Consider the following 25,150-nt stretch of genomic DNA (forward strand, 5'->3'; position numbering starts at 1 on the left):
GAAAATTTGGGGCTGCGCAGAAGGTGACGTGGTCCCCTTCTTCAGCGCGCTGTAGGCGACGGGCCCCTCTTCCTCGATCACGTCATACCCAGTCGCGCTGCCGTCGAAGTGGCGCCAAGCGCACGTTCCAGACCGAGGACAGTCTGTTCCGCACCGGTCTCCGCCGAGCGGGGCTGCCTGTCTGCAGCTGGCAGTGAGCTGCCACGTCCATAGGGCTTTCCTCTCCTGATCTGTCAGGGCGCGCCGTACAACACTTGGCACGCGGGGAGCGCTGTTCCCGCTCGGCTGCGTGAATGCGTAGTCGCCCTGGTGGAAAGACGGGTACCTGCCACTGATGCTTGGGATACCGCCGATGCAATTCGCAGAGGGGGAACTCCAGAATCCCGCCCTCGGGCTGCCCTGACAGCGCTTAGCGTTCCCCCCATTACTCCCAGCCCAGCCATTCAATTGCCTCCTGTGTTATTTCGGGGGGAACCGCATGGCCGCCCCGGAACTCCCGGTAGGTGACGTTGTAGCCCTCTCTGTTTAGGAGCGGCACCAACCGGCGGCTGGTGCGGTCAATGGGCAGGACGTTGTCCCGGTCTCCGTGGGAAACGAAAATGTGGGGTCTGCCGGTCCGAAGCGCGGGAGGGATAAACCCGGGGGAGAAGGCAATGATCTTGGCAAAGAGGCCGCCGTTCGCCAGGCCCAGCCCCAACGCGTAGGAAGCTCCATCGGAGAACCCGCCGATCGCGATACGGTTCGGGTCAACGAAGACCAGTTGGAAGATCTGTTCAAGCGCCCGGTTTATCGCCTTGACGTCGGTGCCGAATACGCCGCGGACACCGTCCCAGGTTGAGGTTCTGGACGAGGGTGCGGCAAGGACGAGTCTGTGTTCTTCGGCATAGCCGGACAGCAGCCCCAGCCCTCCTGCCGCATCGCCTCCCGCTCCGTGAAGCAAGAGAGTAAGCGGTGCCGGCCGTCCTTGGCGCAACGCTGCGGGCACGTAGAGCAGGGTGTCCCGTGCCCGTTCAATACCTAGGTCATACTGTCCCGGGGCAGGTGCAGGGCCTGGTTCCTTGCCTGGCGCCGCGGTCAAGGCAGCGAGATTCCATGAGGCTTGCAACGGGAGGATCCATGGTTACTTGGGGGCAACGGTGAGGGCAGCCGCCGTTGGTGCAGCTACCCTCCCGAGATGGTTGGCAGGGCAACAGGCCTCTAATAGAAGGAAATGAGCTCTACAAGTTCTCCGACCCGGTCTTCCGGGTAGTTCCGGGCGATGTCGGCCTGACTGATGATGCCAATCAGGTCGTGGCCGTCGATGACGGGCAGCCGGCGGACCTGGTGCTCTCCCATGGTCCTGATTGCTTCCTCGATTGAGTCATCGGCGCCAATGGTGACCGGCTTGCCCTGCCCAAAGTCCCCCGCCTTGGCCGTGCGTGGATCGCCGCCTTCGGCGAAGCATTTGATGACGATGTCGCGGTCCGTGATCATGCCCTTGAGCCTGTTGTCCTCCCCGCAGATCGGCAGGGCGCCGACGTCCAGCTCTTTCATCTTCCGGGCCGCGGCTTCCAGGCTTTCATTTTCACCGACGCATTCGACGCCGCCGGTCATGATTTCACGTGCTGTCGTCATGGCGCTCTCCTCAAACTGGATGGCTGGTTCCGGACCGCGCCCGTGCCGCTGTCCTCTTTTGGCTCGGGCACGCCTTAACGCTAAGTATGCTGAGCGTCGGTGTCCAGAGCAGGAACGATGGCCGCCTTGGGCCAGCTGGCGACACGCGGGATGCCGTCCGCAACATCGTCACACCCCCGGAGGAGCACGGATGCATGACAGCTCCAACGGTGGAAGTGGCTATCCACGAACTGATGGATCTCGCCGGGAATCTTGTCTACGGACTGCTTTCGGAGCGGGGCCTGCTCGGTGACGGGCTGGACGTCGAGGAGTACACGGGGATCCATTCCTGGGTGGAGGGCCTCACCCGCTATACCGTCGTGCACTCCAGGACCGTGGCGGTGCTTTTCGATGACACACGCCTGGTGGATGCCATCCCGTTCCACCACGACCTGCTTGGCGCCGACGATCCGAAGAGCTTCTTCACCCTTCCGGAGTCGCGGCATCCCGATTAAGCTCCACAGTTGAACGGCTACCGAAAGGGCTAACAGATGGGCGCGTGGGGCTTTTTGCCTTTCGAGAATGATGATGCACTGGACTGGCTAGATGAGCTCGAGACCGGGGGTGCTGAGGTGGTGCGGGGTGCGCTGACGAACGCGTGCACTGGTTATCTGGAAGCACCAGAGGGCAGCGTCGCAGTTGCCGCTGCTGAAATCACCTCGGCCTGCCAAGGAAGCCCGCTAGACGATCTGCCGGAAAACGTGGCGTCATGGGTCACTGCTCACGGCGCGGAGCTTGGTCCCGAGGATGTGGAGCTCGCGCTGCAGGCGATTGCACGGGTAACCGGGGATGAATCGGAGTTGGCCGAGCTCTGGGACGACGCCGACGAACCGGAGTGGCGGGAATCCCTCACCGAACTTTCCGAGAGACTGCAAGCAGCACTGCGGTAGGTCAAGTTCACCGTGCTGTCAGGTGCCCGTCATCCTGCACTGGTAGGGTCCGGTCATGGATGAACTGCTGACTAACCTGACGGCGACCCCTGCCGCAAAGGTGACGGACTACGCCGGCCGGAAAGGCTTCGACGAGAACTTCCTGGGCTTGCCCGTTCCGTTGCCAGTCCTGGCCGGCGTGGATACGGCCCTGCTGCCCTACACACACTTCTCGGTGCTGATGCGCCTGGACAAGCGCCTCGCCGCTGTCACGGGCGTGGGTATCGACGGCGAGAAGCTGATGGACCTGGACCGGGCTGGAATACCTTGGAAGTTGGATCCCCGGCTTCCCGCAGGCCAGCAGACGGGGGAGCGGGTCTACGCCCGCAACGACATCGACCGCGGCCACCTGGTGCGCACGTCCTCCGTCGTCTGGGGCGACAGCGTGGCCGAGGCGCAGCTCGCCAACGAGGACACCTTCCACTACACGAACGCCGCCCCGCAGGCAGCCCAGTTCAACCAGGGCATCGAACTGTGGCTGGGCATCGAGGACTACCTTCAGGAACACGCCGCCCAGTACCGCAGCCGGGTCGTGGTCTTCACCGGCCCCATCTTCAGCGACACCGACCCGGTCTACCGGGGCGTGGACATTCCGCTGCGCTTTTTCAAGGTCGCCGCCTTCATCCACGAGGGGGAGCTGGCGGCCACCGGGTACGTGGTGGACCAGACACCGCAGCTGGCCGAACTGCCGGACGTACCGCGGCCCGGGGTCACCGAGGACGTCCCGCCACTGGGCCCGTTCCGAACCTTCCAGGTGCCCATCCGGGACATCGCGGTGCTGACCGAGCTGGACGTGGACCAGCTGATCGAGGTAGATCGGATGCCGATCGCCGCGACCCTCGGCGCCGCCCCGGTCGGGTCCACCTGGCGGAAGCTGGGCAACGTCGAAGACCTCGACCTGGACTTCGACCTGGAGGACTGAGGGGTACAGGAGAGGACGCCCCGAGCCACCGCCTTTTTGCCACTGCAGGATGCCGCCACTGCAGGACAAGAACCCGCAATCTCTATAGCCTTGGGATGTGGAGGGCCTATGACAGTTCGCAGCGCAGGCATTCTCCTGTACCGGCGGAGCCCGGATGGGCACTTGGAGGTTTGGATCGCCCATAATGGTGGCCCTCACTGGACCGGCATGGACACCCGCGCCTGGTCAATTCCAAAGGGACTATACCTCGACGGGGAGGACCCGCTGGTGGCCGCGCTGCGGGAGTTCGCCGAAGAAATCGGGACGCGGCGCCTCAGGCGTACTACCTTGAGCTGGGCGCTTTCCGGCAGCCTTCGGGGAAGGTCATCACCGCCTTTGCCGCCGAAGCGGATTTCCAGCCAGAGCAGATCACCAGCAACACGTTCCCGCTGGAATGGCCGAAGGGTTCCGGTGTTGTCCGGGAATATCCCGAAATCGACGATGCCAGATGGTTCAGAGAGTCCGAGGCGCGCAGCAAACTGGCGAAGGGGCAGGTACCGATCCTCGATGCCCTCGGCGAGTACCTCGGGAAGCTGGACGGGTCCTGAAGTGGGGAGCTCTCAGGCAACCTTGTTCTCCGCCGCTGGGTAGAAGCTACGAGCGCATGGCGCCGGTGTACAGCCTCGCTGTGCCGTTGAGCCCGGCGATGGCATCGTTGATCGTGCTGCGTATCATCTCGTACTGCACGTCATCCGGGACGGCCTCCACCTCTTTCCTGGCGTCCACGAAGTCGATGGCTTCCTGGGCCCGGGCCTCCAGGATGGCCCCTGCCAGGTGCACCATCTCGTGAAGGTGAGTGATGGCGTGCCGAATGTGCTCGCGCCCAGCTTCAGGGACGCCGGCCAGCAGCTCAGGGTACTCAGGGTCAACATCGTGGGCCGGGCCCGTCGCGGTGCCAACCGAGAGCCAGTGCTCCGCGGTGTCGTCCTCGTCGTCCTGCTTCCAGTAGATCTGCAGGTCCGTAATGGCGCGTGTGACCGGGTTTAAGGTTGTCGCCCTGATGTTCAGATTCCCGAACGGGCTCTCCTCCAGCATGACCCCGGCCAGGAATCCCAGCCGGCAGTGCGCGCTGAACTGGTCAGCCCACTCAAACCAGGGACGGGTGCTGGGATTCGGTTCATCCACTCCGGCGTTCATGACCATGTAGGCCACCGTGTTGAGCAGCTCGAAGGCCGTGTCCTGGTCGGCCGGGTCCAGGTCCCGGAAAATACTCTCGGCGACCTCATGAATCGCGGTCAGCTGCGCGGCAAGTTCTGCGACCATGTCCGCTTCGTCCTGGTCCTCAGCGGGAATCTCCTAGTGCGGCGCATCCATCCGCTGCACGCGCCCGGCAACATCAATCCAGTCCATGCCCTCCGAATCGGACCACACGGTCATCTGGAGCTGATCCGTGACGTCCAGGACGGTGCTGGCGGCCAACGGCTTGTCACCGGGCGCCTTGTAAGGACCGAAGTCAACGGACTCTAGGCCGCTCTCAGAGCACAGCTGCACCAGCTCGGCCACCGGGTCTTCGTCCTCATCGAGGGGATTCACCTCACTGTCCCACCCGCTGTGTCCGGTACCCTCGCGCACCGTGTCATTCAAGGCCCGGAAAACCAGGTTCGTGTCGCTGTTGCTCTGGTGGACCGGCACCGCGGTTTCGAGCAGCTTCACCATACCGGCGACACCTCCACGAAGCTGTCGCCCTCTCTTGCCATCTCCGCCAGCTCCAGCCCAAGGCCGGGGGCCTCCGAATCAACGGCCTGAATCCAGTCATCAGCGCGGCGGTCGCCCAGCCGGTCGATCCGCAGCCAGAGCCGCTGTCCGCTCTCGTCCGGGCCGCCGCCCTCGCGGTGGCCCCGCCACATGGTCAGCCACGCATCCTGCTCGCCGGCGAGGTAATTCCCCGGGAGCAGCGCCACAACGGAGACAGTGCCAGGATCGCGCTGGAAGAGCGGCTCGAAGTGGAGGTCCTCGAAGACATCTGCCAAGCCTGCTGCCAGGTCCCTGATGATGAAGCACGCTCGTGGATCCTGGGAGTCATGGCTCGGGCTGGTCACTAAGGTCTCCTCGTCGTCACTGCGCCTGTCCTCCAAGGCTTGTCGCCGCCCGGTGGCGACGGTTGTGGTCTCCGCCGTGCCATCAAAGGACCATCACACGCCTACTCGGCGATGTCCTCCGCCCACAGGTCCGGGTTTTTCTCCTGGAAGGTGCGCATCATGTCCACGCAGCGCTGATCATCCAGAACCACCACCTCAACGCCACGGGAACGCAGAAGCCCGAACTCGCCCTCGAAGGTTTGCGCTTCACCCACCACCACCCGGGGGATCTTGAACTGGATGATGGTTCCGGTGCACATGGCACAGGGGGCGAGGGTGGTGTAGAGCGTGGTGTCCCGGTAGCTCTTCTGCCGGCCGGCTGCGCGAAGGGCGGACATTTCCCCGTGCGCGATCGGATCGCCGTTTTGGACCCGTTCGTTGTGTCCGCTCGCGATGATCACACCGTCACGGGCGAGTGCTGCTCCGATAGGGATCCCGCCTTCGCTGAGGCTCTTTTGGGCGGCCTGATAAGCGGCTTCGAAGGCGGGGTCGTGGGCTGTCTGTGGATTTGGGGTGGCGGCTTGCTGCTGTTCTTGGGTCATGTGGTCATCTTCGCATGCGGCTATTTCCGACCGCTTCGGCAAACGCACTGGCCGGTGGAGGAGGTGCCATCGCGCCCGACGCTTTAGACGGCCTGGAGGTAGAGATAGTCGCCGGCGGCTTCCTCGAAGCCGAAGTCCATCCAGTAGCGCCGTAATGCGTCCGTGGCCGCCACATGCTCCGGAGACCCTTCCTCAAGCGGCACGGCCAAACCGCCGGTAAAGCTGCGATTTAACCGCCATCTTGGACTAACAGTCACAGTCATTGGTGGCTTGACGGTTTTCCTCCCGCCAGAAGGCCAGCCAGGTAAATCAGCAGTCCCCAGGAGTGACTCCGCCGCCTGCTCGGGGATGCTGTCCGCCAGCTCAATGGCCGGTGCGCATCCGGTCACGTGCGCAATTCATCAGGGCGGACAAGTCCAGCCCATAGGTCGGCCCTCCGCCGGAACCGTACTCCTCGAGTCGGGCCGCGCCGCGCTCGAAGAGACGGAGCGCGCCAATGCTGTTTCCCCCGGGCGGCGTGGGTGAGCCCGACGCAGATCTGGGCGAGACCCTGCCAGAGGTTGCGTTCTTCGGCCGGCCCGGCTTTCCAACGGGCCTCGAGTACCTCATGGGCGGCGAAGGGCCGGCCGGCCTCCACCAGACTCCGAGCCGAGACCAACGTCTGCGCCGGCGGCAGCGGCTCCTCCGAGACCGGCTCAACGCCGGCGCTTCCGTACGGCAGGGGCCGCCCAAGAGCGTCACGGGGGCGGGCCTGACGCGGGCGCCTTAGAGCGTCCCTATCCCTGTCACCGGTCATTGCAGTCTCCATCCTGGGCGTGGCTGGACCTTGTCAGGTTCATTAAACGGGCATTGGTACGGAACGACCAGCTGAACAACAAGCGGAGATCGTCAGCGTATGGCTCGCCGCGTCCTAACTCGACGGGTCTGAGCGCTTCCTGGGCCGCTCGAGTGAGTATGCCAGGAACGGCCACGGCGGCAACGTCGCACTCCGGGAACTGGGTGCCGCCGACGCCCGGCACCGGCAGCACTTCCAGTTCAGCATCTTGCAGGTCTTCTCGCCGACCACTCCGTCCGCGCAGGTGGATGCTGCCGAAGCCCAATTCAAGCGGGCGCTCCTGACCCGGCAGTCCGGCATGAACCTGAACTAAGAGCGGCCGCGCCGTTCCGAGCCGGCGTAGGTGGCGCTTGGCACACTTTGGCGGTGACATCTCTGCTGACGACCTGTCACCCCCCATAGTGATGGGCCCCGCATCTTCTGACCCATGTCAAGCGGTGCGGAGATCACTGGGTTGGTTGCGAGTGTGGATGCCCTCGAGTCGTAAACCCAGGGCGTCTACGCGGCTGTGGAATTTGCGCGCCAGTGCGTAGGCCTCCCGCGCCTCGTCCAGAAACTCCGCACCGGCAAGGTCGCCGGCCCAGTCCACCAGATCTGCGATCTTCTTCAGGTGCTACTAAGAAAACGAGGAGCGTCCTTCTCTGACAAGTGCATGCCATATCCCCCAATGGTTGTCGTCGGCGAGGCCCCAATCATGCCCGGCCAGACTGCTACATATACCAGTCGGCTTGTTTGAATAAGTTTTCTGATGGTCAGGTTTCGCGAGGCACGCAGCAGAACCGCCGTTTTTCGTCGTGCTCACACCCCGATAAGAATCGCTCAACGCGCTGCTATCCGGTATACGGATACGTGACTGCGCGCTGCCGCTGAGAATTCGCTCCGGTCCCAGTCTGCCCATCGGGATTCGAGCATAAATCCGGCCAGCCGGGCCATGAGATCCAGCTCGCTGGGCCAGATGTATCGGTGCGGTGTCCGTGCGATCCGGGCATCGCGGCCATCCGACAGCTCCGGGCCGAACCGCACATGGTGGGAGATGACGTGCTGGTGGAGCACATCGTAGGTGTCGACCAGGAGGTACCCGGGCTCGCTCACGGTTCCGCCATGTCCGGGTGGTAGCGAACGCAATTGGGGCACCCAGAGTTCAACGACGAAGCACCCGCCAGGTGCAAGGCGGCGGGCAGCATTTTGGAAGCAGCGGACCTGTTCTTCCTGGTCAAGGAGGTTGGAGATGGTGTTGAACACAAGGAATGCAAGGGAGAAACTGTCACCCGCCCGGGCCTCGGTCATGTCACCCGTGGACCACGGGAATGCGGGCTTCTCCGACCTTTTGACGGAGACGGGCGATCATCGCGTGAGACAGTTCGATACCGCTGACAGCGACCCCCGCCTCCGATAGGGGGATGGCTACACGGCCCGTGCCAATGGCAAACTCGACGGCCGGACCGTCGCCCGCGAGCTTTGCCAGGACCTCCACCGTCGGGCCCAGTACCTCGGCGGAGAACATTCCCTCGCCTGGCGTGTCGTACCGTTTCGCGGCCTCATCGTCCCATCTAGTAGACGCCGCGGGTACCGCCGTGGAGCGCTGCGATCCTGTCGGATCGACGGGATGGCGCGGGCTGCGGTGTATACGGGCGGTGAATGGAGACTCTTCAGGAGGTTCCGATGGGCATTCTCGTCGTTATCGGGCGGCTGCTTTTTGTGGCGCTGTTTCTGGTATCGGCCTACGGGCACCTCACCAGGCGGAAGATGATGGCCGGTTACGCCAAGAGCCGCGGGGTACCGGCAGCGGAGTTTCTCGTTGCTGCGACGGGCGTCCAGATGGCCGGAGGTTCGCTCATGGTCGCGCTTGGGGTTTGGCCAGACCTCGGTGCGTTGATACTGTTCCTGTTTCTCATAGTGACCGCCTTTTGGATGCACTCCTTCTGGAAGGAAAGTGAACCCCAGAACCGCGCCATGGAACGGGTGCAGTTTTATCTGGCACTGGCCGGCGCCGCACTCGTGATGTTTGCAGCGTTCGCCGCCTTGGGCCCTGGAATTAATCCCGGCATCACGGGCCCACTCTTCACCATCCGCTAATCATCCGATCGGGCCGTGAACAAGCCAGCGACGACGTCCGGTCGCTTCGTGGGTCCGGCGGCAACTAGCGATGGCGGGTGGCCAGCCAGCGTTGGCGGCCACCCGCCGCGGGTCCCACTGCGGAGTTGGTGTTACTCGAAGAACTCGATCCGCGGTTCGCCCTGGACGCCGGCGCGGTGCATGGCGTTCTTCAGGTCCGGGCTGGCGAAGAATGCCCGAGCGGTCGCAATGTCGTTGAAGTGATGGATCACCAGGAAATTGTTCGGATCATCTGCCATCCGGTGAACGGGCTGCTGGGTGACGCCACCGTTGTTCTGCATGGCGCCTAGCGTCCGCCCAGCCGGAATTCTGTCCAGAGCGGGTAGTGGTCCGAGATCCGCCAGGAGATTTCGTTCTTCGTCAGTCCGGTCAATACGTGGGGGATGAAGTCGAAGAACCCGGCCCGCTGGTTGTAGGCGATGCCGTCCAGCAGGGGCGCGCCGTCGGGTTCGGAGAACCAGGCGATCTGGTCGTAGAAGTGGTTGGCGTGCATTGACGTGCGTTTGGGCGGTCAATAGCGTGAGCGTGTCCAACAGGAGGCATCATGTGGGAGTCGGTGACCGAGGGCGGTCCCGATGAACGTTCCCTCGGCGGACCGGCTGGGTTTGCTCGGGCGATAGCCTCTCTGCCATCCTGTGCACCGCCGCTGGTACGCTCGGCGTGTCACCAGTTCGCAGGGAGCTGAGCATGCGGGAGCAGAGGGACGTCGTTGTCATTGGGGGTGGCCAGGCCGGGCTCGCGATGAGCAGCGTCCTGCAGCAGCGAGGGCGCGAGCATGTCGTCTTGGAGCGTCGGCGAATCGGTGAACGTTGGCGCACCGAAAGATGGGATTCGTTGCGCTTTCAGTTCCCGAACTGGACGCTCCAACTGCCGGGCTACTCGTTCCGGGGAAGCGATCCCGGCCGATTCGCGCACTACAGCGAGATCCTTCGGGTGGTGGAGGACTACGCGGTGAGTACGCAGGCCCCGGTGCGCGAGCATTCCGAGGTTCTCGCCCTCACAGGACGTGGCGCGGGCGAGGGCTTCGAAGTGACACTGGCCGAAGGTTCCATCCACGCGCAACGCGTAGTGATCGCAACGGGGCCGTTCCAACGTCCGCGTATCCCCCAACTGGCCCGTGACCTCCCACCGTCGGTGCTGCAGATCGACCCCACGCGTTACAGGTCACCTGAGGCGTTGCCAGCAGGCGCCGTGCTCATGGTGGGCAGCGGCGCCTCAGGCTGTCAGATCGCCGACGAACTGCTACATGCCGGGCGCCGCGTGTACCTTTCAGTAAGCCGGCACCGGCGCGCACCGAGACGCTTCAGGGGCAGAGACGTCTACTGGTGGCTAGAGGCACTGGGTCGTTTTGCGCAAACAATAGACACCTTTCCCGATCGTCAATACCCACCTTCCACGGTCGTGACCGGTGTGAACGGCGGATACGACGTCAACGTTCGGCAACTGGCCGCGGACGGCGTAACCGTGATCGGCAGGGTCATCGGCGCATCAGGCCGAAACCTCGCTGTCCAAGCCAACGCGAACCAAGTACTCGATGAGGCCGACCAGGCCTACACCGGCTTCTTGTCGGCAGCGCGTCAGTTCATCAGCACCAACGGGATCGAAGAGTGGCTCGAGCAGGAAGAGGCGGAAGAACCGATCCATCTCCCCGCCGTGGAAGAGGTCGACTCGCTGAATCTCGCCAGGGAAGGCATCACCACGATCATCTGGGCGACCGGCTATGCCTACGACTTCGACTGGGTCAAGATCCCGGTGTTCGACAACCGCGGTCGGCCCATCCAACAGCGTGGCGTCACTCCGGTTCCTGGGTTGTACTTCCTCGGGCTGCACTGGATGCACACCTTCAAGTCAGGCCTGCTCTCAGGTGTCGGCGCGGACGCAGAATTTCTCGCCGGTCACATGGCTCGAGGCTCGGACAGGTGACTCGCCAGCGCTGTCACAGTCATCTCTATCAGCAAAACCGCCAAACCAAGCCTGCTAAAACTGCCATGCTTGGGCTGACTTCTCGCCGAGCACTGCGGCGGCACATGTCGATGCAGCGAGGCCCACTTCAACCGCGCACTTCTCACCCGACAGTTCGGCATGAATCTGAACTGGGGGCTGCTATCCGGTGACGTTTTCCCCGTGACGGGCGGCGAGTGGAAGGTCGCCCATGGACGTCCTACCGGTTCGAACTGCTCTCCTACGACGTCGTTGGCGACGTGGCCTACAGTCTTCGCGGCGGTAGACCTGGGTCGCCCGCAGGACGAAACTGCGTGGTTCTCCGTCCACCGGGGCCGAGATGTGTTCCAGTCCCGGGGTGGCGAGAACGTGAACATGCCCGACCTCAAATTCACCATCACGAGCGCTCCGTCCTACGTGGCCGAAGGTGACAAGCTTCGGTTCACCGCCGAGGTTGCCGAGTACAATCCCAACTCGTGCCTGTTCTTCCTCACCCCCGTATCCACCACCGTTCGGAAGAGGCACGGTCCTCGCTAAGAGAGGGAAGCCAAAAAGTTCGGTTCCGTCAGGGCCGGGAAATCCGGGTCCTTGCAATGCCCCGTCGAGGGGCGCCTCTTGCCATCCCGGTGCCCACGGCTGAAGCGAAACTCTGACTGGAGGGCTCATGCTGTCGTTCGAACAGGCCAGAGCGATCGCTTATGAGGCCTCGCCCCCACCTGGGAATCAGGGGAGTCCGGCGAATACACGGTCGCCGACTACGGCTAGGAGGACGAGACGGCGTGGCTTCTCATCGACGGCGGGAGCAAGTTGGTCATTGACGTCGACTACTCCTGCCAACTCATCGGTCGGGGGAGCACCTTCGTTGACAAGAGGACCGGGGAGATCTTTTCCCTGACCTGCCTGGAGGACCCGGACCACTTCGACGCAATGACCTCTGTGGGACACCACGCCGACGAAGACCTCTGAGCTACAGCGGTGGTTCGATCGCGTGCAGGTGCAGGATCGTAACCTCAGCGTGGTCTGTGGAAGGAAACCCGGCTTCGGCGAGGATTCTTTGGAAGTGGTCGCTGGCGAAGCGGGCCCTGAAAAGCTCCTCGGACTCCCATACCCCGACGAGATATAGCGCTCGACAGCGCAATGATGACGCAGCTCTCCAGGCGGCCCGCCGGCCTCCATGATTACCTTGTGAGCCCGGTCGTATGCGCGGGTCAATTCTTCGACGTCACCGCGAAATCGGGCGATCAAAAGTGCGGAGGGCTTGAAGTTCCCCGCGACACAATGGCCAGCACGCTTTGAGTGCCGGCCTCTGTGTCGCACGTCGGTTAGGGAACTGCGGGCACAGAGCCTGACTGGTTTGTACCTGGCGGACAAGGAGGCCGTTGAGTCGGAGGCGAGTCGCTCCCCGGAGGTCCGGGAGATCGTGGCCTCCATCTTCTGAGAGTTTGACGAACGTGACTTGCTCGGTCCAACGCAGGGGATGCGCAGTACCGTACGCCATCGGCGCGAAATTCGGATACCCCGACCGGCCCGTGATCGCTTTCGCCGGTGACGGGGCGATGCAGATGAACGGACTCGCCGAGCTGATAACGATCCAGCGGTACTGGCAGGAATGGTCCGATCCCCGGCTCATCGTAGCCGTACTGCACAACAATGACCTGAATCATGTCACCTGGGAACTGCGGGCCATGGGCGGCGCCCCCGCCTTCCGCGAATCGCAGTCCTTCCTGATGTGGACTACGCCCGCTTCGCCTCAAGCCTCGGCCTGCAAGGCATCACCCTCAGCAACCCCGACGACGTCGGCCCTGCCTGGGAGAAAGCCCTCACTGCGGACCGGCCCACCGTTCTGGATGTGCATACCAATCCAGATGTCCCGCCGGTCCCCCCGCACACCACATTTGAGCAAGCTTTCAACACCGTCAAGGCCTTCCAAGGGCGACGAAAGCACCTGGGGCATCATAAAAGAGAGCGTTAAGACCAAAGCGCAGGAACTGCTCATGGACAAGGAACCCTAAGCAGCCGTATTCGCGGGCTAAGCCGGCGTTCTGTTCGCCGGCGGCGACCCTCTTCCGTAGCTCGTTGCCTTCCCAGGGCGAAGGTGCTTTGCTGCGTCCGCGGTGGCTCCTCGGGGCTTTCGCCAGGGCAGTGCCTTCCTGCGAGGCGGTCCATGCTGTGCACGACGAGGGTATCGCCGTCCCCGCTGAAGCGAAGGAGTTCCTCGAGCTGGAGCCGTTTGGTGTCCTTGCCCGAGGCTTTGTCCGTGTAGATCCTGTCCAGCTGGATCCCTTCGAGCATATCTGTGCGCTGCTCGGTCATATTCGATTCTGATCGAAATCCAAGGGCAGTGGGCTAGTGGGAGTACGGAACGTAGATCAGGAGTTCCTGGTCGAGGTAACCGAACGATCCGATGCACGTCTTCCGCAAACATTAATAGGTCCTTGTCGCAGCCCAAGCGCGGTGCATTGCTGTCACGGAACAGGGCTTCCTGCGGCAACGAAACGGCGACCAGCTTAGTCCGTCCCAAGGTCTTCGCAAGGTTTCCCCGTGGTGTCAGGACAACGGTGTAACCGTTCCGGGCTCGGAGTTCCATTGGGCAGCATTCGAACGCTTACGTCAGTGCATTAACGCTCGCGGTGGACATTTTTTCTTCCTCGGGCTTGCTCACGGGGCCTTTTTCTTCCAGATGACAAGGAGGTCATCATGCGCTTAATCATTCGGTTTTTCACTCCGCTTATTCTCCTTCTGGCGATGCTTCTCCCCGTCGGCGCGGTATCCGCTGCCCCCGCCGACACCGCCGTGCAGCCGATCTACATCGCCGACCTAGGCAACAGTCGGATCGTCGAGATTGCCCCGGACGGCACCCAGACCACCATCGCCGCCGGGCTTGTTAACCCGCACGGGGTGGCGGTGGATGCCGACGGAAACGTCTATATAGCCGAGGCCGGCCGTAGCCGGGTGCTCAAGGTAACCCCGGACGGCATCCAAACCACCGTTGGTAGCGGGTTTGTTTCCCCGTTCGGGGTGGCAGTGGACGCGGACGGTAACGTCTACATCGCCGACGCCGGAACCAACGAGGTTGTTAAGGTCACCCCGGGCGGCACCCAAACCACCGTTGCCACCGGGCTCTCTGTCCCCCTGGACGTGGCGGTGGACGCCGACAGAAACCTCTATATAGCCGAGACCGGCGCCAGCCGGGTGGTCAGGGTCACTCCGGGCGGTACCCAGACCACCATCGGTGCCGGGATCGTCTCCCCGCTCGCGGTGGCGGTGGACACCGGGGGAAACGTCTACATCGCCCAAGCCGGCATCAACCAGGTGGTGAAGGTCACGCCGGACGGCATACAAACTACCGTCGCGGCCGGGCTCTCCGCCTCCCAGGGGGTAGCGGTGGACGACGGCGGGAGCGTCTACACCGCCGACACCTTCAACAACCAGGTAATTAAGGTGGCTCCTGATGGCACCCAGGTCATCGTCGGCGCCGGGCTCAACTTGCCCACCGCTTTGGCGGTGGGCCCCGCCGCCGCAGATGACGCCACCCTGCTGGCTGACCTGCATGCAGCCGTGCAGGGCGTGGGCCCGGGCACCAGTCTCGCCGACAAGGTTTCTGCCGCCCAGACCTCTCTGGCCTCGGGTGATACTGCCGGCGCCTGCACAACCCTGGGCGTGTTCATCAGCGAAGTACAGGCTCAGACCGGCAAAAAGATCCCGGCCGTTCAGGCCGACGAGCTCATTGCCGACGCCCAGCGCATCCAAGCCGTGATGGGCTGCTGACCCAACGGCCGCCTGGTTGGCCTGCGGAAAGCCCCGCAGGCCAACCAGGCCGGACGGACCGCCGGCAACTTTGGCCTTGGCCGTCGCGTAAGACGATCCCTTACCCCGGAACGCTTCCGCCGATCGCGCGGCCGATACAAAAAATGTCATTTTCAGGGACGCGTTTCAACGGTTTCTCCGGCTACGTCGGCATCCACCGCGAGTTCGTCCTCGGCCGGACGGACCCGGCGGCCCTCAACAGCATCCCAACCACTGTGATCGGATAGCGGGGATTTGGCGGCGCTGGACTCCATGACGCGGTAGAGGTGGCTGGCGAGGGTGCGCTTGAGGCAGCGGCGGATGTCGCGGCGCGTTTTGCTGTGCCGAATCCGATGAGCAGGTGAGATTTGCCGGTGCCGGAGTCATGAATCAGGCACAGGGGTGCGGCTTTGCGGATCCAGTCCCCCGTCGCGAGGGTGTGGACAGTCGCCGGGTTGATGTTCGGGTTCAAATCGAAATAGAAGCCACCGAGCCACTTATCCCGGCCCAAAGTTGGCGCTGAACAGCTTTGGGGGACGGGCAACACAGGCCTGGACTTCAGCGCGAGAGTGCCCCTTCTCGGCCCTCGCTTTACGTGACGGCCGTTATCGGATCTTATGCAGGACGAGTGGAAGTAAATGAGATAACTCCGGCCCCATGACGACCCCGGCGTTTTGGCTACGGAAAGAAGGAGCAAGCCTTTTAGGGGGAAGCGGTCCTGCTTCATGGCAGTTTCAAAGTGGTCACTCTCTTGACCATTTTTCGCGGTTGATTTCATTTTGGCTTCCTCACAACAGCCAGATACGAGACTTAGCTGTAGGACCGGGCAGGCGATCCTGATGTCCGGAGCGCCTCTCAGCGCCGCGACGGGGCGTAGCCGTGAAAATTCCTGCCGGGATAACGAGGACCCAGCCGGTGCTGCCACCCCGGAGTTAGGACGACGGAGCTCCGCGTCGGGGGGACTGCGAGGGCCTGTCGGCCACCAGATTGTCGTCGACAAAGACACCGGCCAAGACTACCCTTTCACCGTCCGAGAGTGTTCCGACAATGGAGACGGAGATAGCGGAAATGGGAACCCAGGAAAATGTTGAACTGATTCGGCGCGGCTACGAGGCCTTTGACGCCGGGGACATGGATACGTTGCGCGAACTGTTCGCCGAGGATGCGGTCTGGTACGGCGCCGGCACCGGCGCACTATCAGGGATCAAACAGGGACGTGATGCCGTCCTGGCTTACTTCGGTGAACTGGCGACGCGCTCGAACGGAACCTTCAAGGTGACACTTCAGGAGCTCATTGGAGGCGACAACCACGTTGTGGGCCTGCAGCACAACCACGCTGAGAACAACGGCAAGACCCTGGACACGGACGGTGCCCTGACCTTCCAGGTCCGGGACGGCAAGGTTGCCGAGGGCCGGGAGTTTTACGCCGACACGGCGCAGGGAGACGCCTTCTGGGGGTAGGCAAAACCAAGGGGCCCGGCTGGTCCTTCGCGGAGCAGCCGGGCTTATCGCATGCAGTCAGCCGGTGATGCGCAGCCGCTCGGGAGTCCTGCGTTGCCGGCGGCGCCGCGGGCAAAACCCAACGGCAGCGGCGGGCCGAGCTCGGGCCGCACGGGTGCCGGGACCGGGGCTTCCTGGTTGGCGCGGGACATGGGGTGCCGAGCAGCTGCGTGTGGTCGCCGGTGCGCAGCCAGTGCGGGGACGCGGCGATCAGCGGTGCGTTCTCCACGACGGCGGTGTCGTCGAAGGTGTGCCAGGGCGTGAAGGCGTAACCGTCCAGCAGCGGTCGGCTCACCCATTTGGCCGCGGCCGCGTCCGTCCCCGAGCGCGAAGTCGGCGGCGAGGGTGAAGAACTGTTCGCTCACCCATATTTACTCCAGAGCATGCGGAGAGGCAACAGCCACTGTAAGGGACCCTGCCCAAACCAGGAAGCTTCTGCGTGTGGTCAGGTGGTCCAGCAGTGCTCACCATCCTTGGCAGTGCGCCTTCAATTCACAACGGCCGTCGCCTCGATAGTTCTTGTTCGGCAGCGACCCGCATTAGTCTGAAATGGCGTCTTGCCTTAGGTGCTCGCCCGGTTCCGGGGGCATCGGCGGCGTCCTCATGCTCGCTTGCCCACCGGCGCATCACTTCAATCCGAGTATGGTCAGCGGACTTCAGGTCCCGTTCAAAGTCCGACAAGGATTTCCACCATATGGTCGCGTGGTCCTGCATATTCTTGATCGCGTCTTCAATCCAATCATCCGCCCCGATGGTCACGGGCTTGCCCTGACCAAAGCCCCGGCCTTTGCCGTGCGCGGGTCGCCTCCCTCAGCGAAGCATTTGATGACAATGTCGCGGTCGGTGATCATGCCTTTGAGCCGGTTTTCCTCCCCGCAAATAGGCAGGGCGCCGACGTCCAGCTCTTTCATCTTCCGGGCTGCGGCTTCCAGGGTTTCATTTTCACCGACGCATTCGACGCCGCCGGTCATGATTTCACGTGCTGTCGTCATGGCGCTCTCCTCAAACTGGGTGGCTGGTTCCGGACCGCGCCTGTGCCGCTGTTCTCTTTTTGCTCGGGCACGCGTTAGCGCTAAGGATGCTGAGTGTAGGTGTCCAGACCCTGAAAAGTCGGACTCCCTGACGCGCCCCAGGCCTGAACCAGACGGCCGCTACGGGGCACGCCGAGCGACACGCGGGACGGCGCCGCAAGGCTGTCACTGCCCGCTGGGAACATGGCCTCATGACGGCTCCAGCAGTTGAGGCGGCGATCCACGAACTGATGGATCTCGCCTGGAATCTTGTCTACGACCTGCTTCAAGAGCGGGGCCTGCTTGACGACGGGTTGGACGTCGAAGAGTACACCGGGATCCACTCCTGGGTGGACGGGCCGACCCGGTACACGGTGGTCCACTCAAGACAGGTGGCGGTCTTGTTCCTTGACACCCGGCCGGTGGATGCGATCGTGTTCCATCACGATCTCCTCGGCGCTGACGACCCGACGAGCTTCTTCAGCATCCCTGAGTAGCCAGAAGACTGTCCGCAGCTCAGCCACTGGCAGCCTGTTTGCGGGCCAATCGAGCTCCACGGCCGGGCAAAACGTGGACTCTCGTACTAAGCTCAAGCCACTAAGGGTTATGAGACCGTGCGCGGAAGTCTCGACGTGGCGAAGACGCCGCGTTCGCATCGCTGGCGTTAAAATGCCGTGGCCCGGGACATTGGGGGACATTCCGGGCTACGGGGATCACTGTAAGCGCAATCAGGCTAAAGCGCCCAAACGCCACGATATAAAAGCCAAATGCTCGGGCCGGTTGTCGGCGGTAGGGGCCTAGAGAGGGATGATCTTGAGCCAACCTTGAGCTTGACTGTGTATATCTGATCGGTTGAGTTACGATCGGCGGGTTTGCTATTGAAAGGTAATCCCGCTTTGGATTTCGCCCGTTACCTGGTCGGCTTAGCCGCTCTCATGAGCATCATGCTCTTATCTCTGTTATGCGCGCACTTCCTTTTCAGGTGGGAGTTCAATCGCCAATACCGGTCTAAGAAGCCGGTCGAGCCCGGCCCGGTGGATTAGGCATGCCCCATACAATCCGCACCGCCGGCGGCCGAGGTGGCTCGCCCACGCGTTCCTGGGCGTTCTCGCCGCCGCTTGTGCGGTGGTCGTGTTCCTTGCCATCGCCTCGGGTTAGAAAGTGCAGCCGCAGCGGAGCTAGGGATTCGGGCCGGGCCGGGATCGGCAGAAACTCCTGTATCCAGCTCCACAACCGCCAGGCATCTTTCCTGGCTAACCCTCGCCCGGGGGGCACAGCCCAGCAGCGACGTCCCCGAACCGGCGGACCGGCCTTATAGTTCTTGGTGCTGGAGTCCGAGCATTTCTTCGACCTGTGCCCTGAGCGCGCGTGGACGGAAAGGCTTGGTGAAGACCGCGTTGGCACCGGCTGCGAGCAGCGTTTCTGACAGGTCGTCACGTCCGGTGAGCATCAAAATGTAGACCTTACTAAAGGCCCTGATCCGGGCAATGACTTCCAGGCCGCTGACATCGGGAAGACCGAAGTCCAGGATCACGATGTCAGGGGAGTGCCTGCTTACCGCTTCGACGCCACCGGCGCCTGTGGCGGCGGTCCTGACGGCCACTCCTGAGAGGCCCAGGACTGCTTCAATGAGGCCCCTCATGTCCCCGTCATCCTCAATCACAACAGCGGTGCGCGTAAACGGCATCACAACATCCCCCTCAGGCCGCCCCAGCACTGCCCTATCAACGAACTCTATCGAATCAACTCAGCCGGCGGCGAGGCCACGATGCCATCAGCTTCACTGTAGCTGCAGGAACAGAGATCGCCGACCTCCGGTCCGGGTTTGCCAATGGACGGCAGGTTGGGTGGCAGAAAAACTCAACAGGGGCGGTCGACACAGCGGATGTATGTCCTGACAATATCTGCCCGCAAGTTTTCTCTAGGTTCCCTCTGCGCAGGATGGTGCTGTGTAAAAACAATGTTGGGGAGCAATTATGGATTTCACTGAGGTTGCCGTTCTGCCGCTGAACCGTCGGCAATTCGGGCTCATCGTGGGAGGCGCGGCTCTCCTGCTGGTGGGTGGCGGGGCCTACGGCGTCGTGTCCCGCAGCAGACCCGGAGGCGGAGCCGGGCTCGCCACGGCTTTCGGCATGCTGTCCTTGGTTGACGCCGGACGCCTGGCCAGGCTTGATGCGCAGGGGCAGCCTGCTGCGAAGCCGCTCGCCTCGGCAATTTCCCAAATCACGGGCGGCCCGCGCAGAAGCGCGGGCCAGCCCGGGGTGCAGCCCGTTTCCGTGCAACAGGGCTCCAGCACCGTGGCCGATCACCATGACGGCGACCCTCTTCTGGGTTCTGACTGGCCGCAACCGGGCAACTTAACATGGGGCGACGTCGTCGTGCTCGAAGTGGCGGTGAGGAATGACCGCCGGGAACCGGTGCTGTTCAGCCCGGGGCAGTTGCGTCTCAAGCTGTTGCCCTCAGGAATCACCGTAGCCCCGCAGGACTCCGACCGCGGTCCGGGCGCGATAGCCGCCGGCGCCACCGAAGTGGTCTGGATCAGCTATCTTGCCCCGCACGAAGCGGTCGCCATGCAGATCGAATACTCGGGCCCGGAAACCGACGCGCCGCAGTCGCTCCCACTGCCGCTGCTGACCATCGCCCAGGTAAAGTCATGAGCCCCCTGGACATCCACGTCAACGACGGTTTCGTTCCGATGGTGGACGGGTCGCTGGTGTACCACCGGGGCTTCGGGGACCGCCGCACCGCCCTAAATGACCCGAGACCGGCGCTGGCGATGAGCCCGCGCGTCATCACCGCGAACGGGCGGGTGGTGGCCAGCCGCACCTATCCGCTAAGCGCCCCGCCGCCACCTCACGGCCGACCGCAGCCGCTGCGCCCCGATCCGGCAAACAGGGGGGAATACCTGGCCCGTCGAGGACACTGGGCGAGCTACTTTCCGGAGCGGACGCTGATCGCCGAGACGGGCAGCCTCATTCAGATCGTGCTGCACAACAACCTCGCCCAGCCGCATGAAATCCGGTTCCACCGTGCCGGGCCGGGCGGGGCCGACGTCGGCTCCGGACCCGTCGCCCCGGGAAAAACCAAGCTTCTGCAGTTCCGGGCGCCGCTTCCCGGGACCTATGTGTTCACCGATCCCGGTAACCAGCCCGTAGAACGGACCCTGGGCCTGTACGGCGCGCTGGTGGTCATCGATCCCGGAAACGCCTGGCGGCTTGCCCCCGGTGCGGCCGAGTTCGAGCGGCAGTGGCTGTGGTTGTGCCATGACGTGGATTCCAACTGGGCGCGCATTGCCTCACGGGGAAAGACGGTTGACCCGCTGGCCGTCCCGGCGGAGCCGGACTATTTCACCATCAACGGTTCTTCGGGGTTCCAGTCGCTGGCCGTCAGCACCGACAAGGAACTGAACGAACGCCGCGATCAGGACACCCTTGCCTCCGGGTTCCCACGGGAAACCGACGTGCGGAACTTCAGCGCCTCCCCTGCCGCCGGTGCCATCCGCACCGGGCAGCTGATGAGAATGGTCAACGCCGGCATCGTGGACCACCAGTTGCACTACCACGGCAATCACGTGTGGACCGTTCGCGCCAACGGCATCGATTTCCCCCGCTCCAACGGCCATGTCACAGCCCAAGGGGATGTCGTCCTGCAACAGTGGGAGGACACCGTCCAGCTGCAGCCGCTGGAGCGGAAGGAATCCATGCTCTCCGTCCGCCGTCCCCCGGACGTGGTGGACGCCGTCTGGAATGCGCGCAACGAGGACTGGAAATATCCGATGCACTGCCACGCGGAGCCGTCCCAGACTGCGCACGGTGGCTTGTACCCTGGCGGGCTGGTCGCGGACTGGGTGCTGGCCGGAACAACGACACCTGCGCCTGGAACACCCCCCACAGCTGCGGATCCCCACCAGCTGTTCCGAAGCCAGGTGGACTTCGCTTCAGACCAGCCCCACGAAGGTTCCCCGGAGACTGAGTTTCCGCAACGGCCGGACGTGGCCAAGGAGTTCGACTTCTTCAACCGGAAAATGACCTTCCCGGACGGCTCGGAGCACGAAGTGTGGAGCTTCGAGGCCGACAAACTGGGTCGCCAGTTGCCGGGCTCGACGCTTCGGCTGACGGAGGGGCAACTCTTCCATGGCACGGTCAAGCCGGGCAAGCGCGTCCACACCATCCACTGGCACGGCATCGAACCCGATCCCCGAAACGACGGCGTGGGCCACACGTCCTTCGAGGTCACGGGACACTACACCTACCAGTGGCGGCCGGAGTTCGGTGTAGCCGGCAACCCCAACCGCGGGGCCGCGGGCACCTACTTCTACCACTGCCACGTCAACACCCCGCTGCACGTCCAGATGGGCATGTTCGGCCCCATCGTGATCGATCCGCCCAACACTGGTGCCTCCCGGTGGCCCGTCGGTGCCCGCCGACACTCCATAGACGGCCCGCTCTACGACATCGAGACCGAAACCCTGATCGCGCCCTATTCCCTCGATCCACGGTGGCACGAACTCAACCACGCCGCAGGACTCAACGGCGAGGACGTCGGCCTGAACCGCTTCGAACCCAGGCACTTCTTCCTCCTCGGCGGCGCCATAGCCCACCGGCCAGTGGGTGACAACATCGTCTGGGCCATCTCCGCGATGAAAGCCAACGTGGCGGGAAATGGAAAACACCCAACCCTTGTGCGCATGCTGAACGTGGATTACTTCCCCACACTCACCCGGATCACCGACTCCGCGGGCCGCCCCGCAAAAATCGCCGAGCTGATCGCCCACGACGGCCGGCCCTTCTGGAACACCCCCAGCCCCACAGGACCCGCGGTCCAGCCCTCGGTGGCCGGCCAACCCCTGCTGACCAACATCATCAAATCCGGCGCCGCCGAGAAGTTCGACTTCCTGCTGCGCCCGCCGACACCCGGAAAGTACACCATCAGCATCCAATTCCTGCACTGGATCACCTCGGAGGTCCTCGCCACTAAGACCGTCACCGTCACCGCAGCCTGAATCCTTGCCCGCTGCTCATCAGACCGGTGGAACAGCTCCGACGTAAGCGTAAGCGGGACTGCATGGAAAAATTCTGAACGGCAACAGGCCTTCGTGCCCGACACCGCCCAGATGGGTGGCGCTCAGCGTCTCACCTGGGCTTCACCGCTGCCGCTTGATGTAACGCAAACCTGGCGGTTGCGCCCTGCGCACGCTCATCCCAGCGCCATCCCGGGTTAAAGGATGGAGCCCGGGACATTGGGGGGCGTTCCAGGCTACACGCCTACTGTAAACAGCCAGACGTCCACAACCTAAACGCCCGTCCAAAGCTCAAAGGGCCGGTGTTGGGATGCCCGCATGCTCTGCCCGATCTCTCATCTGACGATGCCCGACTGGAGCACAGCGGTCGTCTCATAACCCTAGGGATATGAGACGTCTCAGCCCTTCGCTGAGGGCGGTCGTGACTCCGCTGGTGAGGTCGCTTGAGGCGTGCCGAGGTAAAACGAACTTGATTTTTCCGGAGTGGTCCGGCGATAGAGGGGATCAGTTCATGGTAGAAAGAGCAGACCATGAACACGGGGGGACGTTGTGATGGAGCCGGTTAGATTTATTGATCCGTTTGAGGTTGAGGAACCGGCTTCGGTGGCGCCTGTCCCAAAACCAGCCCCCGCCCCTGGTCTTCCCGCCGGACCACCGGCGGCTCTTCTCTTTTCTTCCCAGGGCCGTGAACGCGAAGTGCAACGGCTCATCCCCGGGAACGTCCAAGCCGTCCGCAATGCGCGATGAGACTGCGGAGGGCTTCGGGCGCGATGCGCTCAATGTGGGGGAGGTCCGCCGGGATTTTAGAAGGCAGGGGCAGACTGGGTTCCATGGTCCAAGGGAATCGAAATGTCCACCCGATGCCGCGAAACCCAACGGGACCGGTTCGGAAGCGGCCGGGCAGGTCGAAGGCTCCTTGAAACGTGACCTGATCGAGGAAGCGCTGACGAGGCTGGACCGGGAACAGCGTGAGGTGCTGGTGGCGCTGCATTATCGCAAGGTCCCGGTAAGCGAACTGGCCATGCACCTGAACATCCCAACCGGCACGGTAATTACCTGTGCCCTCTCCGCGCTGAGGGCCATCCACAGATTCCTCAAGGACAGCCCCCAGCAGTAGCTGGCCGGGGGCATGCGGCAGCTGGTCAGCTGCTGCTTGGGCTTTGATGGCCCGGCCCCTGTAGTTGCTTTTGTCGCGCCGGCCGGGCCCGCTGAACGACTGGCGGGCAGACTCCTGTCATAACCGGACGGTGACCTTCCCGATGACCAGGGTGCCCAGCACAGCGGCGGCATCAACGTCCAGCACGGTTTCGGTGATGACCAGGTTGTCCCCTGCGATGACCAGGACGCTGCCTTGGGCAGCCTGCCGCCCGCGAGATCAGACACTGCGCCAAGCCTGAGACCTGATCCTGGCCGGAGCAGGTATGGACACAGGTAATCCGCGGGCCTACCGTCGGTAGAAACGGTGGCAGCCGGACTCTTGCGTTAGGGGCTGTCGCTGTGCGCTTCTGGCAGCCCGCCCCTTGATCAGGAGGAGAGCATGCAAACAGTCGAAGAAACCATTGACGTCGAGGTCCCGGTGCGCACCGCGTATGACCAGTGGACCCGGTTCGAGTCTTTCCCCAATTTCATGTCGAGGGTGGACTCGGTCACCCAGCTCACCGACGGGACGAATCACTGGGTGGTGGACATCGACGGGGTGAAACGGGAATTCGATACCGAAATCATTGAACAACGCCCCGGTGAGCGGATTGCCTGGCGCAGCACTGACGGTGAGTCGCACGCCGGCGCCGTGGCCTTCACACCGCTAAAGACCGGGATGACACGGGTGTGGGTCCGGTTGGAATGGGCACCGGACACCTTCACCGAGAAGGCCGGGGCCGCGCTGGGGTTCGACAACATGCAGGTCAGGGCGGACCTGCGCCGCTTCAAGGACTTCATCGAAGCCAGAGGCACCGAAACCGGCGTCTGGCGCGGAGAGGTCCACTAGAACCAACCCACCCAACAGGACAGAGGAGCATAGGATGACCACCGCACGCGAGATCATGACCGGCGGCGCTGAATGTGTGGGCGAAAACGAAACTCTGGAACAGGCTGCACGGAAAATGAAAGACCTGGACGTCGGATCCCTGCCGATCTGCGGGGCAGACGACCGGCTCAAGGGCATGCTGACCGACCGGGACATTGTCATCCGCTGCCTGGCCGACGGCGGAGACCCGCGCACCGCCACCGCCGGGGAGTTTGGCCAGGGCAAGCCGGTGACCATCGGCGCTGAGGACTCGATCGAAGAGGCGATCAAGACGATGCAGGACCATAAGGTGCGCCGGCTGCCGGTGATTGACGGGCACGACCTGGTGGGGATGCTCAGCCAGGCCGACATCGCCCGGAATTACCCCGAGGACCGCGTCGGGGAACTCGTCGCCTTCATCTCCTACTAAGAACCCGCCCGACGGCGAGCCTCTGGAGGCGATCAGGGGCGGGAGAGGTTCTTATCGTGTCCGGGCTGGGCGGCCTGTTGGCCTCCTGGTGTCTGGTAAAAGACTCTCAGTACGGCTCCGCTGCCATGCACGAGCGACCGACCAATGGCGGGTCGGATATCCGGGCCGGGCCCGGAGGCCCGGGCAGCGACGGTTTCCGCGCTCAAGATTGGCTCAAGAATGACTGGAATCCCTGTCTGGAGCAAACGACGTCCTGTCATGCACGGTAGGTTTATCGCTGGCGGTGCGGCTTTCCCCCAAGAGCTGCCCTGTCCGGGGAGTCCCTACCTGTTGCCGTGTGGCCCG

General features: G+C 63.4%; 29 protein-coding genes and 3 pseudogenes. 18 read left to right on the plus strand and 14 right to left on the minus strand.

What is annotated here, in order from left to right:
• Positions 1–424: 424 nt before the first annotated feature.
• Together QF036_RS11375 and QF036_RS11380 are read right to left on the minus strand one after the other, a co-directional pair.
• Positions 425–1,078, minus strand: a complete 654-nt coding sequence (locus tag QF036_RS11375) for a hypothetical protein (RefSeq protein WP_307101859.1) — start codon at positions 1,076–1,078, stop codon at positions 425–427.
• Between the two features lie 119 nt (positions 1,079–1,197).
• On the minus strand, positions 1,198–1,614 hold the full coding sequence (locus QF036_RS11380; protein ID WP_307101861.1) for a CBS domain-containing protein: 417 nt from the start codon (positions 1,612–1,614) through the stop codon (positions 1,198–1,200).
• A 194-nt stretch (positions 1,615–1,808) separates the two neighbouring features.
• On the opposite strand from QF036_RS11380, the gene QF036_RS11385 reads away from it, so the two are divergent.
• The 4 genes and pseudogenes from QF036_RS11385 to QF036_RS11400 all read left to right on the plus strand — a co-directional run bounded on the left by QF036_RS11385 (position 1,809) and on the right by QF036_RS11400 (position 4,091).
• Positions 1,809–2,108, plus strand: coding sequence for a hypothetical protein (locus QF036_RS11385; protein ID WP_307101863.1), 300 nt, complete (start codon positions 1,809–1,811; stop codon positions 2,106–2,108).
• Positions 2,109–2,144: 36 nt separating this feature from the next.
• Positions 2,145–2,543, plus strand: a complete 399-nt coding sequence (locus tag QF036_RS11390; protein ID WP_307101865.1) for a DUF4259 domain-containing protein — start codon at positions 2,145–2,147, stop codon at positions 2,541–2,543.
• Positions 2,544–2,598: 55 nt separating this feature from the next.
• Positions 2,599–3,504 (plus strand): DNA/RNA non-specific endonuclease, encoded by a 906-nt coding sequence (locus QF036_RS11395; protein WP_307101868.1) that lies wholly within the window; start codon positions 2,599–2,601, stop codon positions 3,502–3,504.
• Positions 3,505–3,612: 108 nt separating this feature from the next.
• Positions 3,613–4,091, plus strand: a pseudogene (locus QF036_RS11400) (NUDIX domain-containing protein).
• 46 nt (positions 4,092–4,137) lie between these two features.
• Here the strand turns inward: QF036_RS11400 and QF036_RS11405 are convergent.
• The 6 genes and pseudogenes from QF036_RS11405 to QF036_RS11430 form a co-directional block, all read right to left on the minus strand.
• Entirely contained in the window at positions 4,138–4,806 is a 669-nt protein-coding gene (locus tag QF036_RS11405; protein WP_307101870.1) for a hypothetical protein, read from the minus strand.
• A gap of 33 nt (positions 4,807–4,839) precedes the next feature.
• Positions 4,840–5,199 carry a hypothetical protein gene (locus QF036_RS11410; RefSeq protein WP_307101872.1) on the minus strand — a complete coding sequence of 120 codons (360 nt, stop codon included), beginning with the start codon at positions 5,197–5,199 and terminating at the stop codon, positions 4,840–4,842.
• A complete protein-coding gene (locus QF036_RS11415; RefSeq protein ID WP_307101874.1) occupies positions 5,193–5,582 on the minus strand; it encodes a hypothetical protein in 390 nt (129 codons plus the stop codon). Before QF036_RS11415 ends, QF036_RS11410 begins: the two co-directional genes overlap by 7 nt.
• Positions 5,583–5,683: 101 nt before the next feature.
• Positions 5,684–6,163, minus strand: coding sequence for a nucleoside deaminase (locus tag QF036_RS11420; RefSeq protein WP_307101876.1), 480 nt, complete (start codon positions 6,161–6,163; stop codon positions 5,684–5,686).
• 385 nt (positions 6,164–6,548) lie between these two features.
• Complete coding sequence (locus tag QF036_RS11425; RefSeq protein ID WP_307101878.1) at positions 6,549–6,971, minus strand: DUF309 domain-containing protein; 423 nt, start codon at positions 6,969–6,971, stop codon at positions 6,549–6,551.
• Positions 6,972–7,817: 846 nt separating this feature from the next.
• Positions 7,818–8,547: pseudogene (locus QF036_RS11430) on the minus strand (class I SAM-dependent DNA methyltransferase); the annotation flags it as partial.
• Positions 8,548–8,660: 113 nt separating this feature from the next.
• Here QF036_RS11430 and QF036_RS11435 point away from each other — a divergent pair.
• On the plus strand, positions 8,661–9,074 hold the full coding sequence (locus QF036_RS11435; RefSeq protein WP_307101880.1) for a DoxX family protein: 414 nt from the start codon (positions 8,661–8,663) through the stop codon (positions 9,072–9,074).
• Between the two features lie 131 nt (positions 9,075–9,205).
• Here the strand turns inward: QF036_RS11435 and QF036_RS11440 are convergent, their stop codons facing one another.
• Together QF036_RS11440 and QF036_RS11445 are read right to left on the minus strand one after the other, a co-directional pair.
• The gene (locus tag QF036_RS11440) at positions 9,206–9,394 is read right to left on the minus strand and encodes a hypothetical protein (RefSeq protein ID WP_307101882.1); all 189 of its coding nucleotides are present in this window, start codon (positions 9,392–9,394) and stop codon (positions 9,206–9,208) included.
• A 5-nt stretch (positions 9,395–9,399) separates the two neighbouring features.
• Entirely contained in the window at positions 9,400–9,606 is a 207-nt protein-coding gene (locus QF036_RS11445; protein ID WP_307101884.1) for a hypothetical protein, read from the minus strand.
• A gap of 194 nt (positions 9,607–9,800) precedes the next feature.
• Here QF036_RS11445 and QF036_RS11450 point away from each other — a divergent pair, with 194 nt between their 5' ends.
• From QF036_RS11450 to QF036_RS25450, 4 genes are all read left to right on the plus strand, one after another.
• A complete protein-coding gene (locus QF036_RS11450) occupies positions 9,801–11,036 on the plus strand; it encodes an NAD(P)-binding domain-containing protein (RefSeq protein WP_307101885.1) in 1,236 nt (411 codons plus the stop codon).
• A 159-nt stretch (positions 11,037–11,195) separates the two neighbouring features.
• A complete protein-coding gene (locus QF036_RS11455; RefSeq protein ID WP_307101887.1) occupies positions 11,196–11,591 on the plus strand; it encodes a DUF4839 domain-containing protein in 396 nt (131 codons plus the stop codon).
• Positions 11,592–11,861: 270 nt separating this feature from the next.
• Positions 11,862–12,020, plus strand: a complete 159-nt coding sequence (locus tag QF036_RS11460; protein WP_307101889.1) for a hypothetical protein — start codon at positions 11,862–11,864, stop codon at positions 12,018–12,020.
• A 485-nt stretch (positions 12,021–12,505) separates the two neighbouring features.
• On the plus strand, positions 12,506–13,066 hold the full coding sequence (locus tag QF036_RS25450) for a thiamine pyrophosphate-dependent enzyme (RefSeq protein ID WP_444875986.1): 561 nt from the start codon (positions 12,506–12,508) through the stop codon (positions 13,064–13,066).
• Here QF036_RS25450 and QF036_RS11475 read toward each other — a convergent pair.
• Positions 13,047–13,367 carry a recombinase family protein gene (locus QF036_RS11475; protein WP_307101890.1) on the minus strand — a complete coding sequence of 107 codons (321 nt, stop codon included), beginning with the start codon at positions 13,365–13,367 and terminating at the stop codon, positions 13,047–13,049. The two genes, QF036_RS25450 and QF036_RS11475, sit on opposite strands and share 20 nt — an antisense overlap.
• A gap of 384 nt (positions 13,368–13,751) precedes the next feature.
• Between QF036_RS11475 and QF036_RS11480 the strand changes: the two genes are divergently transcribed.
• Together QF036_RS11480 and QF036_RS11485 are read left to right on the plus strand one after the other, a co-directional pair.
• Positions 13,752–14,822, plus strand: coding sequence for a virginiamycin B lyase family protein (locus tag QF036_RS11480; protein WP_307101892.1), 1,071 nt, complete (start codon positions 13,752–13,754; stop codon positions 14,820–14,822).
• 143 nt (positions 14,823–14,965) lie between these two features.
• Positions 14,966–15,088, plus strand: coding sequence for a hypothetical protein (locus QF036_RS11485; RefSeq protein WP_307106074.1), 123 nt, complete (start codon positions 14,966–14,968; stop codon positions 15,086–15,088).
• 89 nt (positions 15,089–15,177) lie between these two features.
• Here the strand turns inward: QF036_RS11485 and QF036_RS25305 are convergent.
• A pseudogene (locus QF036_RS25305) lies at positions 15,178–15,345 on the minus strand (ATP-binding protein); the annotation flags it as partial.
• Between the two features lie 563 nt (positions 15,346–15,908).
• On the opposite strand from QF036_RS25305, the gene QF036_RS11495 reads away from it, so the two are divergent.
• Entirely contained in the window at positions 15,909–16,301 is a 393-nt protein-coding gene (locus QF036_RS11495; protein ID WP_307101894.1) for a nuclear transport factor 2 family protein, read from the plus strand.
• 794 nt (positions 16,302–17,095) lie between these two features.
• Here QF036_RS11495 and QF036_RS11500 read toward each other — a convergent pair.
• Complete coding sequence (locus QF036_RS11500; RefSeq protein ID WP_307101896.1) at positions 17,096–17,332, minus strand: CBS domain-containing protein; 237 nt, start codon at positions 17,330–17,332, stop codon at positions 17,096–17,098.
• Positions 17,333–17,562: 230 nt separating this feature from the next.
• Here QF036_RS11500 and QF036_RS11505 point away from each other — a divergent pair, with 230 nt between their 5' ends.
• Positions 17,563–17,847: a hypothetical protein gene (locus QF036_RS11505; protein WP_307101898.1), complete on the plus strand. Its 285-nt coding sequence runs from the start codon at positions 17,563–17,565 to the stop codon at positions 17,845–17,847.
• A gap of 815 nt (positions 17,848–18,662) precedes the next feature.
• Here QF036_RS11505 and QF036_RS11510 read toward each other — a convergent pair.
• Positions 18,663–19,037 (minus strand): response regulator transcription factor, encoded by a 375-nt coding sequence (locus QF036_RS11510; RefSeq protein ID WP_307101900.1) that lies wholly within the window; start codon positions 19,035–19,037, stop codon positions 18,663–18,665.
• A 289-nt stretch (positions 19,038–19,326) separates the two neighbouring features.
• Between QF036_RS11510 and QF036_RS11515 the strand changes: the two genes are divergently transcribed.
• From QF036_RS11515 to QF036_RS11535, 5 genes are all read left to right on the plus strand, one after another.
• Complete coding sequence (locus QF036_RS11515; RefSeq protein ID WP_307101902.1) at positions 19,327–20,007, plus strand: hypothetical protein; 681 nt, start codon at positions 19,327–19,329, stop codon at positions 20,005–20,007.
• Positions 20,004–22,352, plus strand: a complete 2,349-nt coding sequence (locus QF036_RS11520) for a multicopper oxidase domain-containing protein (RefSeq protein WP_307101904.1) — start codon at positions 20,004–20,006, stop codon at positions 22,350–22,352. Before QF036_RS11515 ends, QF036_RS11520 begins: the two co-directional genes overlap by 4 nt.
• A 754-nt stretch (positions 22,353–23,106) precedes the next feature.
• Complete coding sequence (locus QF036_RS11525) at positions 23,107–23,487, plus strand: sigma factor-like helix-turn-helix DNA-binding protein (RefSeq protein ID WP_307101906.1); 381 nt, start codon at positions 23,107–23,109, stop codon at positions 23,485–23,487.
• A gap of 420 nt (positions 23,488–23,907) precedes the next feature.
• Positions 23,908–24,357, plus strand: coding sequence for an SRPBCC family protein (locus QF036_RS11530; protein ID WP_307101908.1), 450 nt, complete (start codon positions 23,908–23,910; stop codon positions 24,355–24,357).
• A 34-nt stretch (positions 24,358–24,391) separates the two neighbouring features.
• Positions 24,392–24,805, plus strand: a complete 414-nt coding sequence (locus tag QF036_RS11535; protein WP_307101910.1) for a CBS domain-containing protein — start codon at positions 24,392–24,394, stop codon at positions 24,803–24,805.
• Positions 24,806–25,150 lie beyond the last annotated feature (345 nt).

The sequence above is a fragment of the Arthrobacter globiformis genome, from assembly GCF_030817195.1.
Lineage (GTDB): Bacteria > Actinomycetota > Actinomycetes > Actinomycetales > Micrococcaceae > Arthrobacter > Arthrobacter globiformis_D.

What these genes read in the sequence shown, in the direction of transcription:
- QF036_RS11505 (WP_307101898.1), top strand. Translation starts at nt 17,563, where the DNA reads ATGACGGCTCCAGCAGTTGAGGCGGCGATCCACGAACTGATGGATCTC.
- QF036_RS11520 (WP_307101904.1), top strand. Translation starts at nt 20,004, where the DNA reads ATGAGCCCCCTGGACATCCACGTCAACGACGGTTTCGTTCCGATGGTG.
- QF036_RS11440 (WP_307101882.1), bottom strand. Translation starts at nt 9,394, where the DNA reads ATGCAGAACAACGGTGGCGTCACCCAGCAGCCCGTTCACCGGATGGCA.
- QF036_RS11495 (WP_307101894.1), top strand. Translation starts at nt 15,909, where the DNA reads ATGGGAACCCAGGAAAATGTTGAACTGATTCGGCGCGGCTACGAGGCC.
- QF036_RS11425 (WP_307101878.1), bottom strand. Translation starts at nt 6,971, where the DNA reads ATGGAGACTGCAATGACCGGTGACAGGGATAGGGACGCTCTAAGGCGC.
- QF036_RS11530 (WP_307101908.1), top strand. Translation starts at nt 23,908, where the DNA reads ATGCAAACAGTCGAAGAAACCATTGACGTCGAGGTCCCGGTGCGCACC.
- QF036_RS11420 (WP_307101876.1), bottom strand. Translation starts at nt 6,163, where the DNA reads ATGACCCAAGAACAGCAGCAAGCCGCCACCCCAAATCCACAGACAGCC.
- QF036_RS11445 (WP_307101884.1), bottom strand. Translation starts at nt 9,606, where the DNA reads ATGCACGCCAACCACTTCTACGACCAGATCGCCTGGTTCTCCGAACCC.
- QF036_RS11405 (WP_307101870.1), bottom strand. Translation starts at nt 4,806, where the DNA reads ATGGTCGCAGAACTTGCCGCGCAGCTGACCGCGATTCATGAGGTCGCC.
- QF036_RS11380 (WP_307101861.1), bottom strand. Translation starts at nt 1,614, where the DNA reads ATGACGACAGCACGTGAAATCATGACCGGCGGCGTCGAATGCGTCGGT.
- QF036_RS11535 (WP_307101910.1), top strand. Translation starts at nt 24,392, where the DNA reads ATGACCACCGCACGCGAGATCATGACCGGCGGCGCTGAATGTGTGGGC.
- QF036_RS11395 (WP_307101868.1), top strand. Translation starts at nt 2,599, where the DNA reads ATGGATGAACTGCTGACTAACCTGACGGCGACCCCTGCCGCAAAGGTG.
- QF036_RS11515 (WP_307101902.1), top strand. Translation starts at nt 19,327, where the DNA reads ATGGATTTCACTGAGGTTGCCGTTCTGCCGCTGAACCGTCGGCAATTC.
- QF036_RS11500 (WP_307101896.1), bottom strand. Translation starts at nt 17,332, where the DNA reads ATGACGACAGCACGTGAAATCATGACCGGCGGCGTCGAATGCGTCGGT.
- QF036_RS11385 (WP_307101863.1), top strand. Translation starts at nt 1,809, where the DNA reads ATGACAGCTCCAACGGTGGAAGTGGCTATCCACGAACTGATGGATCTC.
- QF036_RS11390 (WP_307101865.1), top strand. Translation starts at nt 2,145, where the DNA reads ATGGGCGCGTGGGGCTTTTTGCCTTTCGAGAATGATGATGCACTGGAC.
- QF036_RS11525 (WP_307101906.1), top strand. Translation starts at nt 23,107, where the DNA reads ATGCGCGATGAGACTGCGGAGGGCTTCGGGCGCGATGCGCTCAATGTG.
- QF036_RS11450 (WP_307101885.1), top strand. Translation starts at nt 9,801, where the DNA reads ATGCGGGAGCAGAGGGACGTCGTTGTCATTGGGGGTGGCCAGGCCGGG.
- QF036_RS11510 (WP_307101900.1), bottom strand. Translation starts at nt 19,037, where the DNA reads ATGCCGTTTACGCGCACCGCTGTTGTGATTGAGGATGACGGGGACATG.
- QF036_RS11475 (WP_307101890.1), bottom strand. Translation starts at nt 13,367, where the DNA reads ATGACCGAGCAGCGCACAGATATGCTCGAAGGGATCCAGCTGGACAGG.
- QF036_RS11435 (WP_307101880.1), top strand. Translation starts at nt 8,661, where the DNA reads ATGGGCATTCTCGTCGTTATCGGGCGGCTGCTTTTTGTGGCGCTGTTT.
- QF036_RS11485 (WP_307106074.1), top strand. Translation starts at nt 14,966, where the DNA reads ATGTCATTTTCAGGGACGCGTTTCAACGGTTTCTCCGGCTACGTCGGC.
- QF036_RS11410 (WP_307101872.1), bottom strand. Translation starts at nt 5,199, where the DNA reads ATGGTGAAGCTGCTCGAAACCGCGGTGCCGGTCCACCAGAGCAACAGC.
- QF036_RS11480 (WP_307101892.1), top strand. Translation starts at nt 13,752, where the DNA reads ATGCGCTTAATCATTCGGTTTTTCACTCCGCTTATTCTCCTTCTGGCG.
- QF036_RS11455 (WP_307101887.1), top strand. Translation starts at nt 11,196, where the DNA reads ATGAATCTGAACTGGGGGCTGCTATCCGGTGACGTTTTCCCCGTGACG.